Consider the following 16,090-nt stretch of genomic DNA (forward strand, 5'->3'; position numbering starts at 1 on the left):
TGCCTGTCTCCGGTCATAAAAAATCCGGCCCCCGATTGCGCAGGGGCCGGACGTAGAAGGGGTTTACTTCAGAAGTTCGGTCCACAAGGCGGTGTAAAGCTTGATCGCCGCAGGAGAGCAGGTTTTTGCGATGTAAGCCGCGCCTTTCAACTCTTCCGGCACGACAATTTCAGGTGCGGTTTTCATGTCGTCGGGCATGAATTCTTCTGATCCCTTGATGCCGTTTGCATACCGCGCAAACGAAGAAAGCATCGCTGCGTTTTCAGGATCCATGATGAAATTGAGAAAGGTTTTGGCCTCTTCGACATTGGTCGCATCCGCCAGAATTGCCGCATTGTCCATCCAGACGGGATAGCCCTCTTGCGGGTAGCCGAATGCGATATCTGGGTTCTTGTCGCGCGCGCGCATGGAGGCACCGTTCCAGTTGATTCCGGCAGAGAGATCATTGGCGGCAAATTTTTCAATATTGCCATAATCCATCGACAGCCAGTTTGTTTTGGCCTTGGCAAGAATATCACGCACTTTCATCAGGGTGTCGCGGTCTTCGGTGCATTGTTCGCCGCCAGCAAAGTGGATCGCCATGCCCATTACATCATTCATTTCGGGAACGACGTTGATCTTGCCTTTCAGCTCTTCCGGTGGGTCAAACACCATCGCTGCGGTGTTGATATCGCCGCCGTAAACCGATGTGTTCACAGTGACACCGACAGTGCCCCACTGCCACGGCACGGAATACTTGCGGCCCGGATCAAATTCGACATCCACCCACTGCGGGTCCATATGTTTGAAGTTTTCCATCTGGTTGGGATTGCTTTCCATCAGCAGCCCCTCCTGAATGAAGATCGGCACATAGGTGCCCGAGGGAACAACGATGTCAAAGCCGTGGCCGCCTGCCTTGATCTTAGCCATCGCGGTATCATTGCTGTCATAGTCGGTGACAGTGACCTTGATGCCTGTCTCTTCCTCGAACTTGGTGATCATTTCGGGCGAGGTGTAATTGCCCCAGTTATAAAGGTTCAGTTCTCCCTCCGCAAACGCGGGTCCGGCGAGAACGAGTGTCAAAGCTGTTAATGTCTTTTTCATTATTGTGATCTCCTGTTGGTTTAGTTGCGTAATTTCGTAAGTATTGTGAAGCCGATAACCATGGTCACCGATATGCCCAGCAGCACGGTCGAGATTGCGTTTATTTCGGGGGTGATGACCCGCCGCAACTGCCCAAGCATATAGGTGGGCAGTGTATCCTGTCCGGCAGATTTCACAAACTCGGTGATCACGACATCATCAAGCGAAATGACAAACGCCAGCATCGCGCCTGCAATCACACCGGGCCAGAGTTGAGGCAGTGTGATGCGGCGGAATACCTGAAACGGGGTCGCATACAGATCGGCGGCGGCTTGCTCCAGGCTCAGGTCCATGCCTTGCAACCGCGCGCGAATGGGAAGGTAAGCGAAGGGAATACAAAAAGCCGAGTGTGCGATGATCAGATACATCAGCCCTGTGTATCCGGTTGCGACCTTGATCATGGCAAAAAAGATCAACAGGGCTACGGCGGTGACGATTTCGGGTACCATGAGGGGCTGGTTGATCATGGCAAAAACCGTTGTCTGCCCTTTGAATTTGGGGGTGCGTGTGGTGGCAAGGGCGGCAAGAACGGCAACCGATGTCGCGATCAAAGAGGCCCAGAGCGCAATCACCAACGAGCGTACTGTCGCCTCTTGTACCTGTTCGTTTTCCCATGCGGAAACGTACCATTGCCACGAAAACCCCTCCCAGATCGCGATGGAAGAACCGGCGTTGAATGAATAGACGACAAGCAGGATGATGGGCAGGTAGAGCATCACAAAACAGCCAATCGCAATCTGCGTAAATCCCGTCTGCTTGCGAATGTTAAAGCCGGATTTAGCCATGATGCGTCTCCTCTGTTCCTGCAGCGCGAACATAGGCGATAAGCGCAACCATAACGATTGCCAGCAACGTCATCGACAGCGCAGCCCCCAGGGGCCAGTTGCGGCCCTGCCCGAATTGCAGCTCGATCAGGTTGCCGATCATCAACTGGTTGCCGCCGCCCATGACGCGGGGCGTCACATAGGCGCCAAGCGATGGCACAAACACCAGAATTGATCCCGCAACGATGCCCGGTTTGACCAACGGCAGGATCACCCGGCGCAAAACGCGCAGGCGTGTTGCATACAGATCGTAAGCCGCTTCGATCAGGCTGAAATCCAGCCGCTCCATAGACGCATAGACGGGCAAAACCATCAGAGGCAAATAAACGTACACCATGCCAACGATAATCGAAAATTCGGTGTATAGCATCTGGATCGGCTCATCTATCACGCCAATCGCCAGAAGGACGGTGTTGATCGTGCCCTCGTTGCGGATCAGTTCCAGAATCGCAAAAGTGCGGATCAGCAGGTTGGTCCAGAATGGAATGATGATCAGCAACATCCAGAATTCGCGCTGCTTTTTGGGGCGGGTTGCGATGAAATATGCAGTCGGTACACCGAAGAACAAACATGCGATTGTTGTCATCAGTGACAATTTGACCGACCGCCAGAAAATGCTGAGATGGGCGTCGGACCAGCTGAGCGTGTCATCGAAAATGTCGCGCTGGGCAAAAACGTTAAACCACGCATCGGTTGAAAACTGCCATTCCACACCGCCGTAATCCCCCGGCGTCAGGAACGAATAAATCACCGTGATCAGCAGCGGCCCGCTGGCAGCAAACACAAGGATGACCAGTGCAGGGGCCAAAAGCAGCCAGCGTCTGCGGCTGGCACGTTTTTCAGCGGTGAGGGAGGTGCCTGCCATGCGCTAGTCCTTCAGCACTTGCGCGATATCGGGCGGAAACCGGATTCCCGCGCGCTCCCCTTGGGAAAAGGAGTGCGCTGCATCGGGTCTGTTTTGCTGCCGCAGCATGAATTTTGTGCCGTCATCCAATAGGATGTGAACATGGGTATCCGTACCGAAATACACGACGTTATCAATGACGCCGCTTAATAGCCCCTCATCGGGGCTGACAAGGCTTGCGTGTTCGGGCCGCAGTGCCAGCGTGACTTGCCCCTCGCGCGCAGCGCCCTGCGACAGCCGCGCCGTTGTTGTCCGCTCCGTGCCAAGACGGATTTGCGCAATTTCTTCGGTTGCCGAGGTAACGACCGCAGGAATGAAATTTGTATCTCCGATGAAATCCGCCACAAACCGTTCGGCAGGATGATCGTAAATATCACGCGGCGCGCCGATTTGGCGGATGGACCCCGCATTCATCACCGCGATGCGGTCCGACATGGTTAACGCTTCTTCCTGATCGTGGGTCACAAAGATAAACGTGATGCCGGTTTCTGTTTGCAGGCGCTTTAACTCCAGCTGCATCTCCTTGCGCAATTTGAAATCCAGCGCGCTGAGCGGTTCGTCAAGCAGCAGCAATTTCGGTTTGGGGGCCAGTGCTCGGGCAAGGGCAACCCTTTGCTGCTGCCCCCCTGATATCTGGCTGGTCTGGCGGTCGGCCATCTCGCTCATCTGTACCAGATCCACCATTTCCGAGACGGTTTTCCTGATCTCGTCCTTCGGCTTGCCCAGCATTTCCAGCCCGAAAGCGATATTCTGCGCCACCGTAAGGTGCGGGAACAGCGCATAGCTTTGGAATACGGTATTGATCGGGCGCTTGTGCGGGGGCAGGTCCAGCAGGCTTTGGCCAAACATGTCAAGCGACCCGGAGGTCGGATGCTCAAACCCCGCAATCATGCGCAGCAATGTTGTTTTGCCGCAGCCCGATGGCCCCAGAAGCGTGAAAAACTCGTTGTCCCTGATGTCCAGATCAGCGCCGGCCAATGCTTCGACAGGCGGTTTGCCCGGATAGACTTTTCGCAGCTTTTGCGCCCTGATCGCCGTTGACAAAATATGATCTCCCCGATGACGCGACCATCGTAACAAACGGAGGTCTTACATGTCTCAAAACCCGAGCGTAGGATATTTACGGCTGACAAAAATAACCCTATTGGGTTAGTTTGTGCGGCATAAGCATGAATTTGAGGGTATAAGGCGTGCAAACCTTAACAGAAAAAGACGTGCTGCGCCTGCGCTCGCTTATGAAAAATGTCGGGACGGACAGATTTTTCGCCAGTTTCAAGCGGCTGTTGCAGGGGAAGCTGCGGTTCCATACATTTCTGATGATGCGGTTTGATCCGGACGCGCCGCCGGTGCTGCTGGATGCGTGGATACTGCAAGGCGCGCTGCCTGATGGTGTTCTCGATCAGTATATGGAGGGGGCATACGGACTTGATCCGTTTTACCAATTCAGCGCCATTCCCGAAACCGGCGGTTTGTACCAACTGGCAGAGGTTGCGCCCGACCGCTTCTTTTCCAGCGAGTATTTTCTGCATTATTTTCGCAAGACTGGTTTGCGTGACGAGGTCGGGCTTCTGGTGCCGCTGGCGTCGGGATCTGTCGCGCATATCTCTTTCAGCCGCCTAGAACGGACAGGTCGTTTCAAGCGTAAGGAACTGCGGTGTCTGAAACATTTTGCGCCGCTTCTTCTGGAATTGCTGGGCGCCCACTGCAGTGCTGTGCAAAAACCGCGCGTCAATGTGCCCGCGGCCCCGCCGAAAGGCCCGATGCAGGACCAGATCCGTACACAGGTCCACAAGACCCTGAATGTACGCCTGACCAGACGCGAGGCCGAGATTGCGGGGCTGGTCCTGCAGGGGCATTCAAATTCATCAGCGGCTCTGACCTTGGGCATCTCGCGCGAAACAGTAAAAGTTCATCGCCGGAATTTATATCAAAAACTTGAAATATCATCGCCAAGCGAATTGTTTTCGATGCTCAAAAGTTTTCTGTGAAATCCGCGCAGGGCTGTTGATCGGGGTGCCGCGGCTTCGGGTTATGTGACTATTTTTCATCAGATTAACCGGTGGCGCCTTGCGGGTAGATTATAAGCGTTGTGCAGTTATACGTACTCTCGCATGGTTTTCCCAAAGCATTTGGAATAGACAGTCACTGGAAAAAGCATGATTTCAACAAGCAATCTGGGCGCGGTCGCTCTGGATATCAACACCTCCGTAGAGGCAACCCTCAGCCGGTATTACGAAACCGATGACGGGCGCATCCTGCTGTTGTGGGAGGAAGGCGACGGTGCCGAGGGTGGAATAATTGATGTGGACGGCCCCGATTTTTTCAACCCTTTCACTTCCGATTTACCAGAAGACATTAACCTCACCCCGCCGGACGGGCATTCGATCTCCCGACTAAGCGATTTTGTGGAATTGGGTTCGGATTACATCGGCTACTACTGGACACTACAGGGCAGCAGCGACTTCCAGATACAGCTTTTTGACCGTGAAACCCTGCAACCCGCCGGGCTGCGCAGCTATGAGATCGGTAGAAATGCCAGCAGTGTTGAAGTGTACAAAGGACCTGATGCAGAACTGAACCTGGTGGTGCCAGCCAGTTCGGGCGGCGGATACCAGTTATTCAACCTTAATCCTGACGGCACCCAGCAATCGCTTGGCTACAGGTACGAAAGTGAAGAGCTTGCGCCGGATGGGTTTAATGGCGTGATCAATTCCTGGCTTCAGTTTATGCCTGATGGTCGGTTTATTGAATTCAGCAGCCTTGATGAAGGCAACCGTTCTAATGTTCCCGACCAGTTATCGGTGCGGATTACCGATCTGGATTTTGGCAACGCCGCTGCCTCTACGACTGATGTGTTTTCGACGTGGGATACCGACGTTGCACAAGCACGGCGCGCGGTAATGCACCCGCTGGAGGACGGCCGGGTTGTGCTGATGTGGATGAACTTCTCAGACTTCCACCTGTACGGCAGCATCTATGACCCAAGCACTGGCGCGCGGACGCCGGAGCAGCAGTTTTTTGACCTCAACACCGAACCTGATGGACTGTACAGCAAATACACCATTACCGAACATGACAACGGGATCGTTTCGTTTTTCTGGTTTTACGGTGACGCGTTTCGGTTTGATGCGGCTTTACTGGACACGCAGACAGGTGAAATGCTGCGCAGCGACACCGCACTGGGCGAGGACTATCGCGGCGGACTTACAGGATATTCTGGTGGCGTAATCGAGCTCGATGGCCGTTTGATCGCATGGTGGCATGAAGAAGATCCCGAAAACAACGGCGCTGGTAATGTTGAAAAACATAATATCATGGGCCGCGTGATCTGGCGGGAGGGGCGCGGCGCAGTGGACGAAGACGCGTTCGTCATCCGCGCGGATGTTCCGCAAACAGGGACAAGCGTGGTAGCAGGCCAATCGGGCGAGGTGATTGTGCTTTTGCCCGACACGCCGTTTGGTGAAACGCTGGGCCGCCGCACGATGGAACGTGTCCAGATTGAAGACCCCGACAAGGACACCGGCAGCGCTCCCGAAGTTACAGGGTTCTCTTTGGGAGAGCGGCTTGACGGGACGGCATTTACCTACGATCTGCGCGCGCAGTTCTCAGACCCTGACGGCGATGCCTTTACCCTAACAGTCGAAGGGTTGCCGGACGGATTGTTATACAATGATGCAACCGGCCTCATCGCCGGAACACCGGATGCAGGTTTCCAGCCGGGTGGCGGCACATCGGCCGGTCTTGCCAGCTTTGACATCGAAATCACCGCACAGGATTCAACAGGGCGCACACGCATAGTCGAAAAATCACTTGTGCTGCGCGAGGATACTTCAGCGCCGGTGCCATCGATAAGTGTTGATAAAACGGTATTGCTGGAAAACGGCGCGGAAACGGGCGTTGTGATCCGGCTGAGCAATCCGGTAGATTACGACATCAGCTTTGACTGGTCGATCACCGATGCCAGCCGCGCGTTCGAGGTGTTCGACTTTGTCGCGCCCCAAGGCACGCCCCGCCTGACGATCGAAGCGGGGAATACAACCGCCTTGCTGCGCTTTACCGGCGTCGCGGATGACCGGCTGGAAGGAACAGAAACAATCCACCTTGCCTTTGATCCGGTCACGGAAGGGCAATACACGGATGCGGGTGATCACGTGATCACCATTCAGGACAGTTCTACTCCCGACCTGTTCGCCAACGATGGTCTGCTGGGTCTTGCAGCGGCCGCGCTGGACCAGAGCAGCATTGCGCAAGCGCGTGACTATCTTGCGGGGCTGTATGATCAGGGCATTAAATATGTGGCCTCGGTCGAGAAATTTATCGGCGGCAGTGCTGTGGCAACAGGTGCAGGCGCCACAACAGGGGTCGGCATTGATTTGGCGGATCTGTTCGGGATCACACCAGAAGGGCAGGGCAGCTATGAAGGAAACCAAACCGGACGTGTGAGTACGTGGAGTTCGTTTGCCTTTGACGTATCTGCGCAGCTTCCCGGCCCGCCCAATCTTGACCTCGGGATGGCGATAACCCTGCTGCCTGTGAACTTCGAGCCGCTGAACGCGGATGATCGCGCCGAGCTAAGCTTGGGGTACAATGTTTCGGTCGGCATATTCGGCGGCAGCTTGCGGATTGACCAAAATGCCAGCACGGCCACAGGTGTCAGCGGATACAACTATACGCTGGCCAGCACGCTGCCGGTTCTGAATGCGCAGGTTGCGCTGAACGCCCCCGCACCGGGGGGGCGGATTCCATTTGATGCGGGAGATTTTGCAACCCTGCTCAAATTCGATCTTGGGCCGTCCGCCTCTGCCGGGGTGACGTTGGGCCGGATCAAAAACCTGACAGAGCTAAACCGCAATGATCTGATCACCGGCAATGTGTTTGATGCCTACGACAAGGTAAAGAATGCCGAAGAGGGGCATTTCAGCACATCGGACGGCATTACGGGCAGCCCTGTCTCAGAGCGGATCACCGGCACAACTCAAGGCGATCACATAACCGGCGAAGGCGGTGATGACACGCTGATCGGCGGCGGCGGCGACGATTTGTTGTATGCAGGGGGGGAAGACATTGCCGGATTCGTCCGACTTGAAGGGGGCGCTGGCAATGACATGATGGTCTATGGCGGCGCGTATAGTTGGCACGCGTTCGGCGGCACCGGAAATGACAGCTATGTCATTGATATGGGCCGTGTGCAGGATGCCTACGAGGACCAGTCCCAATCCGGCGCATCCCCGTTTGTAAAAATTACCGACACCGGTGGCGCCCGTGACAGGCTTATTCTGGTCACCGACCGCGAGATCAATCCCGAAACGGATATGAAGCTGACGATGGGCGCAAACGGTTCATTGATCGTGAGTGCTGCCAACCGGAACTTCTGGGGTACAGGTGACCCGCTCGGTATCGAGGTCGAGTTTCAGAGCGGTAGCGCGAGCCAGATTGAAGAAATCTGGTTTGCCACAGCCAACAGCGATGCCACGCTATATTCCGCGTATCAGGTCACCGATTTTGCATCCCGGACCGCTGCACTGTTGCAGGCTGTTGATGACAGCACGGGCCGTGATCTGCGGGGTGATGAATTGCTGGCAAGCATACTTGAGGGTGGGTCCGGCAATGACCGGATCATCGGTGGCGAAGGCAATGACAGCCTGCATGGTGGTGATGGCAGCGACCGTTTGAACGGCGGCGGCGGTGATGATCTGATCCGGGGCGGCGACAGCATCGATGATCTGCGCGATGTTGTCTATGCGGGCGCCGGACACGACACGGTGGATGCAGGCTATGGCAATGATCTGGTCTATGGTGGTGATGGAAACGACAGCATCGGCGGCGGCTTTGGTGCGGACAGGCTGATCGGCCAGTCCGGAAACGATACATTGACCGGATCGGCGTTCGGAGACGAGATATTCGGGGGTGTGGGTGATGATTACATCAATGGTGGCTTTGGCAGTGATCTGATCAACGGCGGCGCTGGCGCCGATACGTTCTTTCATATCGGCGTTGCGGGGCATGGCAGTGACTGGATTCAGGATTATGCCTCAGCCGAGGGGGATGTTCTGGCTTTCGGCAAGGCCGATGCAACGGCAAACCAGTTTCAGGTAAACTATACCAACACCGATGGCGCGGGGCGTGCCGATACCGAAGAGGCATTTGTGATCTACCGCCCCACCGGCCAGATCATGTGGGCCTTGGTGGACGGGGCCGCACAGGATGAAATTGTCCTGCGGCTGGGGGATGGCGTGTTCGATATCGCGTAAGCCACACCACCCGAATTTGCCAAGGTTTCGGGCAGATCGGATAACTGCGAAGGGCAAATGAAAAAGGGGGCGCCGCAGATACGGCGCCCCCTTTTTCCGATTTTTTTACAATGACCGTTTATTCGGCAGCAAGACCTGCCGACAGGCCGTTTCCGGTTGCACCTTCAATCTTGTCGTGGGTCATCGGAACACCTGCCTTTTGGCGGCGGGTGTCGTTATAGATCGCCTTCAGCAGGGCAACCGCCATAAGCGCCATCACGATGGAAAACGGCAGTGCGCCAATCACCATCGCGGTCTGGATTGCCGACGTCCCCCCCGAAATCAGCAAACCGGCGACAACCATTGCCAGCGCCACACCCCAAAACAGGATATGCGGGCGCGCCTTTGGCCCTTCGTCACCCGCAGCGTTGATCGTGTTCACAATCAGCACCGCCGAGTCAGCCGACGTCACAAGGAAGGTCAACAACAATACAACGATCAGGAACGCCATGCCCCATGCAAGCCACTGCGCAATCGGGGCCAGCATGAATTCGGTCATGGCAAAGATCTTGTCACCATTAGCCGCATCAAAGATTACCCCGTCCGCGCCGCCGTTAAGCTCCAGATCGATGGCGGTGCCACCGGCCCAAGCGAACCAGACAAAGCACATCAAGGCAGGTACAATCAGTGCGCCCAGTACAAATTCGCGGATCGTTCGGCCACGGGAAATCCGCGCAAGGAACAGGCCGACGAAGGGAGCAAATGCGATCCACCATGCCCAGTAGAACACCGGCCACCAGCCTTGCCATTGCGCGAGCCGGAATGCTTCCGACCCTTCCACGCCATCAGACACAAAGACATTCACGCTCATCGCGGGCAGGGCGATCAGGTAGTCCCACAGGCCGACAAACATTGCGTTGAAGCCGAACCATGTCGCTCCGAAGATGATGAAGAACCCCAGTAAAACGATGGAAAGCGCCATGTTGATGTTTGACAACCATTTGATGCCTTTCCCCACGCCTGACAGGGCCGAAAGCGTCGACAGACCCATGATGACCAGAAGCGCCACAATGATGCCGGTGGTGGATGCCGCGCCTTCGGCGTTTGTCAGGCCGCCAATGCCGATGCGGGCCAGACCCGCAATAAATTGGTCAACGCCAAAACCAAGCGTCTGCGCCACACCCAGAATGGTCGCGACGACCGCAACGATGTCGATGATGTGACCCAGCGTACCGGCAAGCGCGTTACCGAATAGGGGTGTCAGGCCCGAACGGATGGTAAGGGGCAGACCGCGGCGATAGCTGAAAAAGGCAAGCGAAAGACCGCATATGGCGTAACACGCCCAAGCACTGAATCCCCAATGCAGGAACGACCATTTGTAGGCCATGCGCACATTGTCGGCCTCGCCGCCTGTGGTCAGGCCCATGATGGTTTCGGGGTTGCTGGCAAAGTGCGATACCGGCTCCGCCACCGCCCACGTAAGCATGCCGACTCCGATACCGGCACCGAACATCATGGAGAACCAGGAAAATCTGGTGAATTCGGGACCTTCTCCGTCAAGACCGAGGTTCAGCCGCCCCGCAGCAGGCCAGACCGCCAGAATGAGACATACCAAAACAAAGAACGCGACCACCCAGATGTACCAAGCGGCAAAGTTTTGCAGAATAAATCCGTTAAATCCGTTCAAAACCAAACCCGAACTTATGGGCCAGAAAATTGCCCATACAACAAGTATCGAGATTATGATTTTGGCAGGTACGGCAACAGCCACTGAAAAGCCGTTGTAGAACCCGCCATCGGCAGTGTTGATATCCAATTCAGTCATTGGGGGACTGATCCCCTTATTATCTGACATCCGTTTCCTCTGATTTTTGTTTTCAGGTTTGCCGCTGAACGTAGCGACACTTGAAATAGCTCGGACCCGAAATCTTTCAACATTTCCGAGCGATGATGATTGTATCCTAAGGGGTCCGTCGGCGCAGTGCAAACCGGTATGGAGGACACTTATGATTTCGATGAGGTGTGTGTACTGATGATTTATCCAATTCAAAATCAATTGGTTAGGTGGGAGAAACAGATCCTATGATGTCGAAAGATGAGGTGATTGGTCGTTGGTCAAGCGGAAAGTATCAGGTCAAAATTGGCCTGATACTTTGCTGATACGGATGAATCTATCCGTGCGCCAAAGCAGTAAATTTCCCTCCTGATACAATTTATCAGGCCGGACATTCAGGCTTATTGATAGAAAGTTTCCCAGCGCTAACGATAAATTATTTGCTGTTAAAATATTATCCGGAGAACGTCATGGCACTTACCGAACTATCTTCTGCATCCTATCTCGCTCCTGTCGGAGTTGGCTCGAACGGGGGCGAGGTTGTCGCCCTGTCGAACGGCAAATATATGGCCGTCTGGACGCAACTGGTCAGCAATTTATTCCCGATCCCCGACGTCACCGATGATGATTTCATGGCCATCTTCGGGCGGGTGTTTAACGCCGATGGCACCTCCTCGGGTGATGTCTTTCAGGTAAACGTCACGACCGATTTTGCGCAGAACGATGTCGACATAACAACACTGACCAATGGCAATGTCGTCGTCTCTTGGACAGACGGACCAAACATAGACGGAGCTGTTGAAGCGCGCGCGCGGGTGCTGGATGCAACAGGGGCGCCGGTGTCTGGCGAGATCCTGTTGGCCGACACCACCGAGGGGGATCAGCATATTCCCCATGTTGTCGGCACAGCCGATGGCGGGTTTACCGCCGTCTGGTCTGACAGCCGGCCGGGGTACAGTGACCGATTTATGGGCCGGACGTTTAACGCTGACGGAACCGTTGCGATCGATACACGCAGGATCGAGGCAGGGGACAGCGAAGATGGCGACCTGCTGCTTCTGGACAACGGCATGCGCGTGCTCGTCAATGAACAGCAGCATTATGCGTGGCGCAGTGATGATGTGCGCGAAAACGATCCATATCTGCCGGTCGGGCATGATGCATCCGGCATTCCATTGCGGTCACACACCAAGTTCGATGGCCATGAGGCAAGCGCAGCCGCATTGCCCGGCGGAATGTTTGTAACCACCCATTCCGATGGGAATTCTGTCGTCATGCAAATCTTTTTTACGGGCGATACGCAAGGGATACGCCGCGATGAAGATGATCCCGATTTTTTCAACTACGTGCCGGATGTTTCGATCAGATCGTTGTATGGTGACTCGGGGCTGACGGTTTTCAGTGCTGATAGCGTTGATGCGACGTTTTCGCTCCCCACCTACCAGGAGCCGCAGACAGAGGTTTTGGTCCTTGAGGATGGCAATATTCTGGTTTTGGCAACGCAATTGATGCGCGGCAGCGACGAATTTACCGCCGAATTCGATCTGATGGGACGGGTTGTCAGCCCGTCCGGCTACATGCTTACCGATCCGTTTGTCGTGCAATCGGATATTCCGGGAGGGCAACTGACCCGCCCGTTTGCCCAGCAGGGAACGGACGGTAATATTTTCATTGGCTGGACCAGCGAAAGCAATCGCAATGGTGACGGGACAGTCGAACTGGCCGGCACCGTGTTCCGTTATACCGCGCCTACGGGTACAGGCACCGCCAGCAGCGGCAATGACACCATCGTCGGCACGCCGGAAAGCGACACACTGGAAGGTGGTTTCGGAAATGACCAGATATACGCGGGTAATGATGATGATCTGCTGATCTTTGGCACTGGCGCCGACCGGATTTTCGGCGAAGCAGGCAACGATGTCTTTGCGGCCCGCGTTTTGGACGGTTTCGACCGCATTAATGATCCCATGTTAATTGACCCGCTGCTGGATGGCGGCGCGGGAATTGATCGTATTGATTTGCGCAACGTGCAGACAGCGTTAATCGGTGGCCAAAGCACTTTGCAAACGGCGCAGAGCCCATCGGCGTTTCAATATATTGAAAACATCGAACACTTCGTCGCAACCAATCTTGGAGATGACCTTGGGCAGATCAAGGCGACCGACATCTGGATGATGGGTGGAGATGATCGTGTTCGCGGTTATTACTTTGGTATTGGCGACGCGCAAAACCTCGATGGCGGTGCTGGCGCTGATAGCGCGAGCCTTCAATCGCTACAGGAAATGTCCTGTGTTGGTATTTGCATCTGGAGGGGAATCTTAGCCCTTGTCACGGAGTTGTTCCTTCCATCTTGTTTGCCTATGAATTCTAGTTACCTGCATAAATCATAGCTCAGACGGTCCATTGGGCGGATAGCAGACCTTCACTGCAGATACAGCATGTATCTGTTCGGTCCGTGAAAGCCGCCATTCAATTGGGGACTATCTCTCGCTGGCTAAGATGACGCCCCAAGTTTGTGCGGGGCAGAATTATTGAACGTAAATTCGGCACGGAGATGGTAAAGCGTTCATATTATTCCACTGCCTTTCCGAAACCACATTTTCATCATATTTTGGTCGCATGCAAAGAATAGCCAATGATGTTAAGGTAAGTCTGTGGAATTTTCTAATTGAGTGAATGCAGAAAAACAGGAATTTATCCAAGATTGTGAGAGCAAAATGATCGTCCGAAAAGCATTTTCAGGCCATGATATTGAGGCTAATTGCAGAAAACGTAATAATTTCCTGACCCGTGAAGAAGGTGCTGCGACGGTCGAGGCTGTCATATGGGTACCGATCTTTTTCGTTCTGTTAGCCATAATGATCAACCTGTCTATGGTGTTCTTTAGTAAGTCTCAAATTATTCGTGTCGTCCAAGATGGTAATCGCGCATTGTCGTTGGGCCGACTTGACGATGCAGCTGCTGTGGAAGCCTATATCGGCCAAAATCTTGCGTATCTCGGTCCGAATATGGTAATTCAAACAACTGTTTCAGGTGGACAAGTAGATACTGTATTTTCCGTGCCAGCTACTGATCTGATGCCCTTGGACATAATTGGCAGTGCCTTCGACAGCGTTAAAATCGGCGTACACGCTCAACATTTGATAGAGTTTTGATATGGAGCGCTCCATGAATTCTCGCCTTAAACAGCACGCGTCTCTAATGACCCAAAATGAAGACGGCTCGATGACTTTATTAGCTGTATTCTTTGTGCTTATCGCGATCGTCATGGGCGGTCTTGCAATCGACTTTAATAAGGTCATTGCGGAACGCAACCAGCTCCAGATCGCAACCGACACCGCCGCTCATACTGCTCTCTACTCCCGAATGGAAAATGATGTTGCTTCGTCTCAGGACCAAGCCCTGACAATTGTGTCAAGTATGTTGCCTGAATCTGTCTATGGGGCAGTTGCGCTGTCAACGGCTGATATTGTATTCGGCAATTGGGATGCGGACACTGCAGAGTTTACTGCCGACATAAATTCGAAAAATGCAGTCTGGGTCCAAGCAGAGATGTCTAAAATCCGCGGCAATCCTTCGCGAAATTTCTTACTTAGATTAATCGGCTATGACACATTTGATGTCGGTGTGGAAACTGTCTATACTACCTATTATCCGCCCTGTTTCACCGAAGGTTTCGTGGCCGAGGAAGTTGTCGACATCCAATCCAACAACAGCTTCACAGACGGGTTTTGCATTCATTCCAATGAATATGTTAGCTTGAACCAAAACAACTATTTTGAGCCGGGGACAGTCGTTTCAATGCCCGATCTCGCCGACCTCGATATACCAAAATCTGGGTTCGAAAAAAACGAGGGTCTGCAAACCGCTCTGCGGGGGGGGGCCTACCGCCTACGCTTGCTGAACGACCTTCCTGACATTATCAACAGTTTTTGGAGCGGAGAAGCCGAACATCTGCCTCCTTATGTCTATTCAGGCACTCCCTACAGCGTTTCCTCGTCGACCCTCGCTGTGCCTGATCCCGATGGGAACAACAGTTACAAGGGCCAAGGGCTGACTCCACAGCATTTCGAGCCTAATTCTGTAAATCGGTTCAATTGTTCGGGGTCCGGAAAAATCACATTGCAGGCAGGTACATACTCAAACTTCGTCTTGGTTACCGATTGCCAAATCAAGTTTGCGAATGGTGTTGTCCTTGCAGATGTCGTTGTTGCCACCACTAACACCAGCGCAACATCGTTTAACACTCCTTCAGGTTTGAGCATCGGGCGTGATGATAATTGCGCTCCCGGTGGTGGGGCCACACTGATGACCCTTGGCGGGTTCAACGCAGCTTCTTCGCTCAATGTTTTCGGTGGACAAATTCTCGCTATTGGTGACATCGAATTTGCTGCAAACGCAGACGGTATCGAAGGCGTGTCGTTTGTGTCGTACGGAATGATCGACGGAACCAGCAACATGAATATGGGATTTTGCCAGAATCGTGGCATGGAAAACGCATATCGGGCTGAGTATTTCAGGACCGTAAAATAAGCATAATTGCCACGGACTGAATGCGTGTACTCAATCCGTGGCATGCGAACCTGAGCAGCAGATATAACAGCGTCGCCTCTCTCTACGATAGGTGGCCGTATTACGCCTGCCCACAGACCTATCATGTGGACGCGGACACATAACTATTTGGCGAGCAGGGGTGTGGACACGTCTCTGAAAGAAAATCTCACTGCAAGCGAATCGAATGATCACATTGTCCGCTGACTGGCGATAGGTGTCTGCATTGTACTGTTCGGTTTTCGCTGCCTTCGTGACCGCACTGCCTTAGTGGCGCCGACTATGCCCGCCTACTAATCTCTAAATTGTGGACCACTCGACTTCTTCCCATAAGGCGGACTGGCCAGTATTATTCCCCTTTTTCGTCCCAATAAGTTCTTCAGGGTTGCCGGTCTAAGGGCATGGATGTTGATAAGTCGGCATTGTTCAATCCACCGACTCTGAGATCGCCAGAATGCTGCATGAGAAAGGAATGGCCGGTCTGGCGAAGCCGCAATGCAGCACGTGGACAGTCGGCCAACGTCCGCAAGGGGCCTATTCTGTTGAAAAACTCACGTTGATTTAGCCTCGTCTAACTGATTCAATTTCCTCATTGAGATGGGAGATTGTTGCGATGTTGGGACCA

The 16,090-nt window shown here is 53.9% G+C and carries 10 protein-coding genes; 5 read left to right on the top strand and 5 right to left on the bottom strand.

The window, feature by feature from the left end:
* Positions 1-63: 63 nt before the first annotated feature.
* Genes OS189_RS16750 through OS189_RS16765 form a run of 4 tightly spaced genes read right to left on the bottom strand, consistent with a single transcriptional unit; the run spans position 64 to position 3,894 of the window.
* Complete coding sequence (locus tag OS189_RS16750; protein ID WP_267168485.1) at positions 64-1,083, bottom strand: ABC transporter substrate-binding protein; 1,020 nt, start codon at positions 1,081-1,083, stop codon at positions 64-66.
* A 20-nt stretch (positions 1,084-1,103) separates the two neighbouring features.
* A complete protein-coding gene (locus OS189_RS16755; RefSeq protein WP_267168486.1) occupies positions 1,104-1,907 on the bottom strand; it encodes an ABC transporter permease in 804 nt (267 codons plus the stop codon).
* Positions 1,900-2,811 carry an ABC transporter permease gene (locus tag OS189_RS16760; protein ID WP_267168487.1) on the bottom strand — a complete coding sequence of 304 codons (912 nt, stop codon included), beginning with the start codon at positions 2,809-2,811 and terminating at the stop codon, positions 1,900-1,902. The genes OS189_RS16755 and OS189_RS16760 overlap by 8 nt, the downstream gene beginning before the upstream one ends.
* 3 nt (positions 2,812-2,814) lie before the next feature.
* Positions 2,815-3,894 (bottom strand): ABC transporter ATP-binding protein, encoded by a 1,080-nt coding sequence (locus OS189_RS16765; protein ID WP_416237492.1) that lies wholly within the window; start codon positions 3,892-3,894, stop codon positions 2,815-2,817.
* Positions 3,895-4,040: 146 nt separating this feature from the next.
* On the opposite strand from OS189_RS16765, the gene OS189_RS16770 reads away from it, so the two are divergent.
* Positions 4,041-4,838, top strand: a complete 798-nt coding sequence (locus OS189_RS16770; protein WP_267168488.1) for a helix-turn-helix domain-containing protein — start codon at positions 4,041-4,043, stop codon at positions 4,836-4,838.
* A 168-nt stretch (positions 4,839-5,006) separates the two neighbouring features.
* The gene (locus OS189_RS16775) at positions 5,007-9,101 is read left to right on the top strand and encodes a putative Ig domain-containing protein (protein WP_267168489.1); all 4,095 of its coding nucleotides are present in this window, start codon (positions 5,007-5,009) and stop codon (positions 9,099-9,101) included.
* A 118-nt stretch (positions 9,102-9,219) separates the two neighbouring features.
* Here OS189_RS16775 and OS189_RS16780 read toward each other — a convergent pair whose 3' ends face one another.
* A complete protein-coding gene (locus OS189_RS16780) occupies positions 9,220-10,905 on the bottom strand; it encodes a BCCT family transporter (protein ID WP_323380249.1) in 1,686 nt (561 codons plus the stop codon).
* A gap of 479 nt (positions 10,906-11,384) precedes the next feature.
* Here OS189_RS16780 and OS189_RS16785 point away from each other — a divergent pair, with 479 nt between their 5' ends.
* From OS189_RS16785 to OS189_RS16795, 3 genes are all read left to right on the top strand, one after another.
* The gene (locus OS189_RS16785) at positions 11,385-13,304 is read left to right on the top strand and encodes a calcium-binding protein (RefSeq protein WP_267168491.1); all 1,920 of its coding nucleotides are present in this window, start codon (positions 11,385-11,387) and stop codon (positions 13,302-13,304) included.
* Positions 13,305-13,586: 282 nt separating this feature from the next.
* Positions 13,587-14,069 carry a TadE/TadG family type IV pilus assembly protein gene (locus tag OS189_RS16790; RefSeq protein ID WP_267168492.1) on the top strand — a complete coding sequence of 161 codons (483 nt, stop codon included), beginning with the start codon at positions 13,587-13,589 and terminating at the stop codon, positions 14,067-14,069.
* Positions 14,070-14,115: 46 nt separating this feature from the next.
* Entirely contained in the window at positions 14,116-15,447 is a 1,332-nt protein-coding gene (locus OS189_RS16795) for a Tad domain-containing protein (protein WP_267168493.1), read from the top strand.
* The last annotated feature ends 643 nt before the right edge of the window (positions 15,448-16,090 follow it).

It is taken from the genome of Sulfitobacter sp. F26169L, assembly GCF_026410285.1.
In the GTDB taxonomy this organism is placed as follows: domain Bacteria; phylum Pseudomonadota; class Alphaproteobacteria; order Rhodobacterales; family Rhodobacteraceae; genus Sulfitobacter.

Bases quoted from the DNA above. Each gene is read 5' to 3' on its own strand.
- OS189_RS16780 (WP_323380249.1), bottom strand. From the start codon at position 10,905: ATGACTGAATTGGATATCAACACTGCCGATGGCGGGTTCTACAACGGC.
- OS189_RS16775 (WP_267168489.1), top strand. From the start codon at position 5,007: ATGATTTCAACAAGCAATCTGGGCGCGGTCGCTCTGGATATCAACACC.
- OS189_RS16760 (WP_267168487.1), bottom strand. From the start codon at position 2,811: ATGGCAGGCACCTCCCTCACCGCTGAAAAACGTGCCAGCCGCAGACGC.
- OS189_RS16750 (WP_267168485.1), bottom strand. From the start codon at position 1,083: ATGAAAAAGACATTAACAGCTTTGACACTCGTTCTCGCCGGACCCGCG.
- OS189_RS16795 (WP_267168493.1), top strand. From the start codon at position 14,116: ATGACCCAAAATGAAGACGGCTCGATGACTTTATTAGCTGTATTCTTT.
- OS189_RS16785 (WP_267168491.1), top strand. From the start codon at position 11,385: ATGGCACTTACCGAACTATCTTCTGCATCCTATCTCGCTCCTGTCGGA.
- OS189_RS16755 (WP_267168486.1), bottom strand. From the start codon at position 1,907: ATGGCTAAATCCGGCTTTAACATTCGCAAGCAGACGGGATTTACGCAG.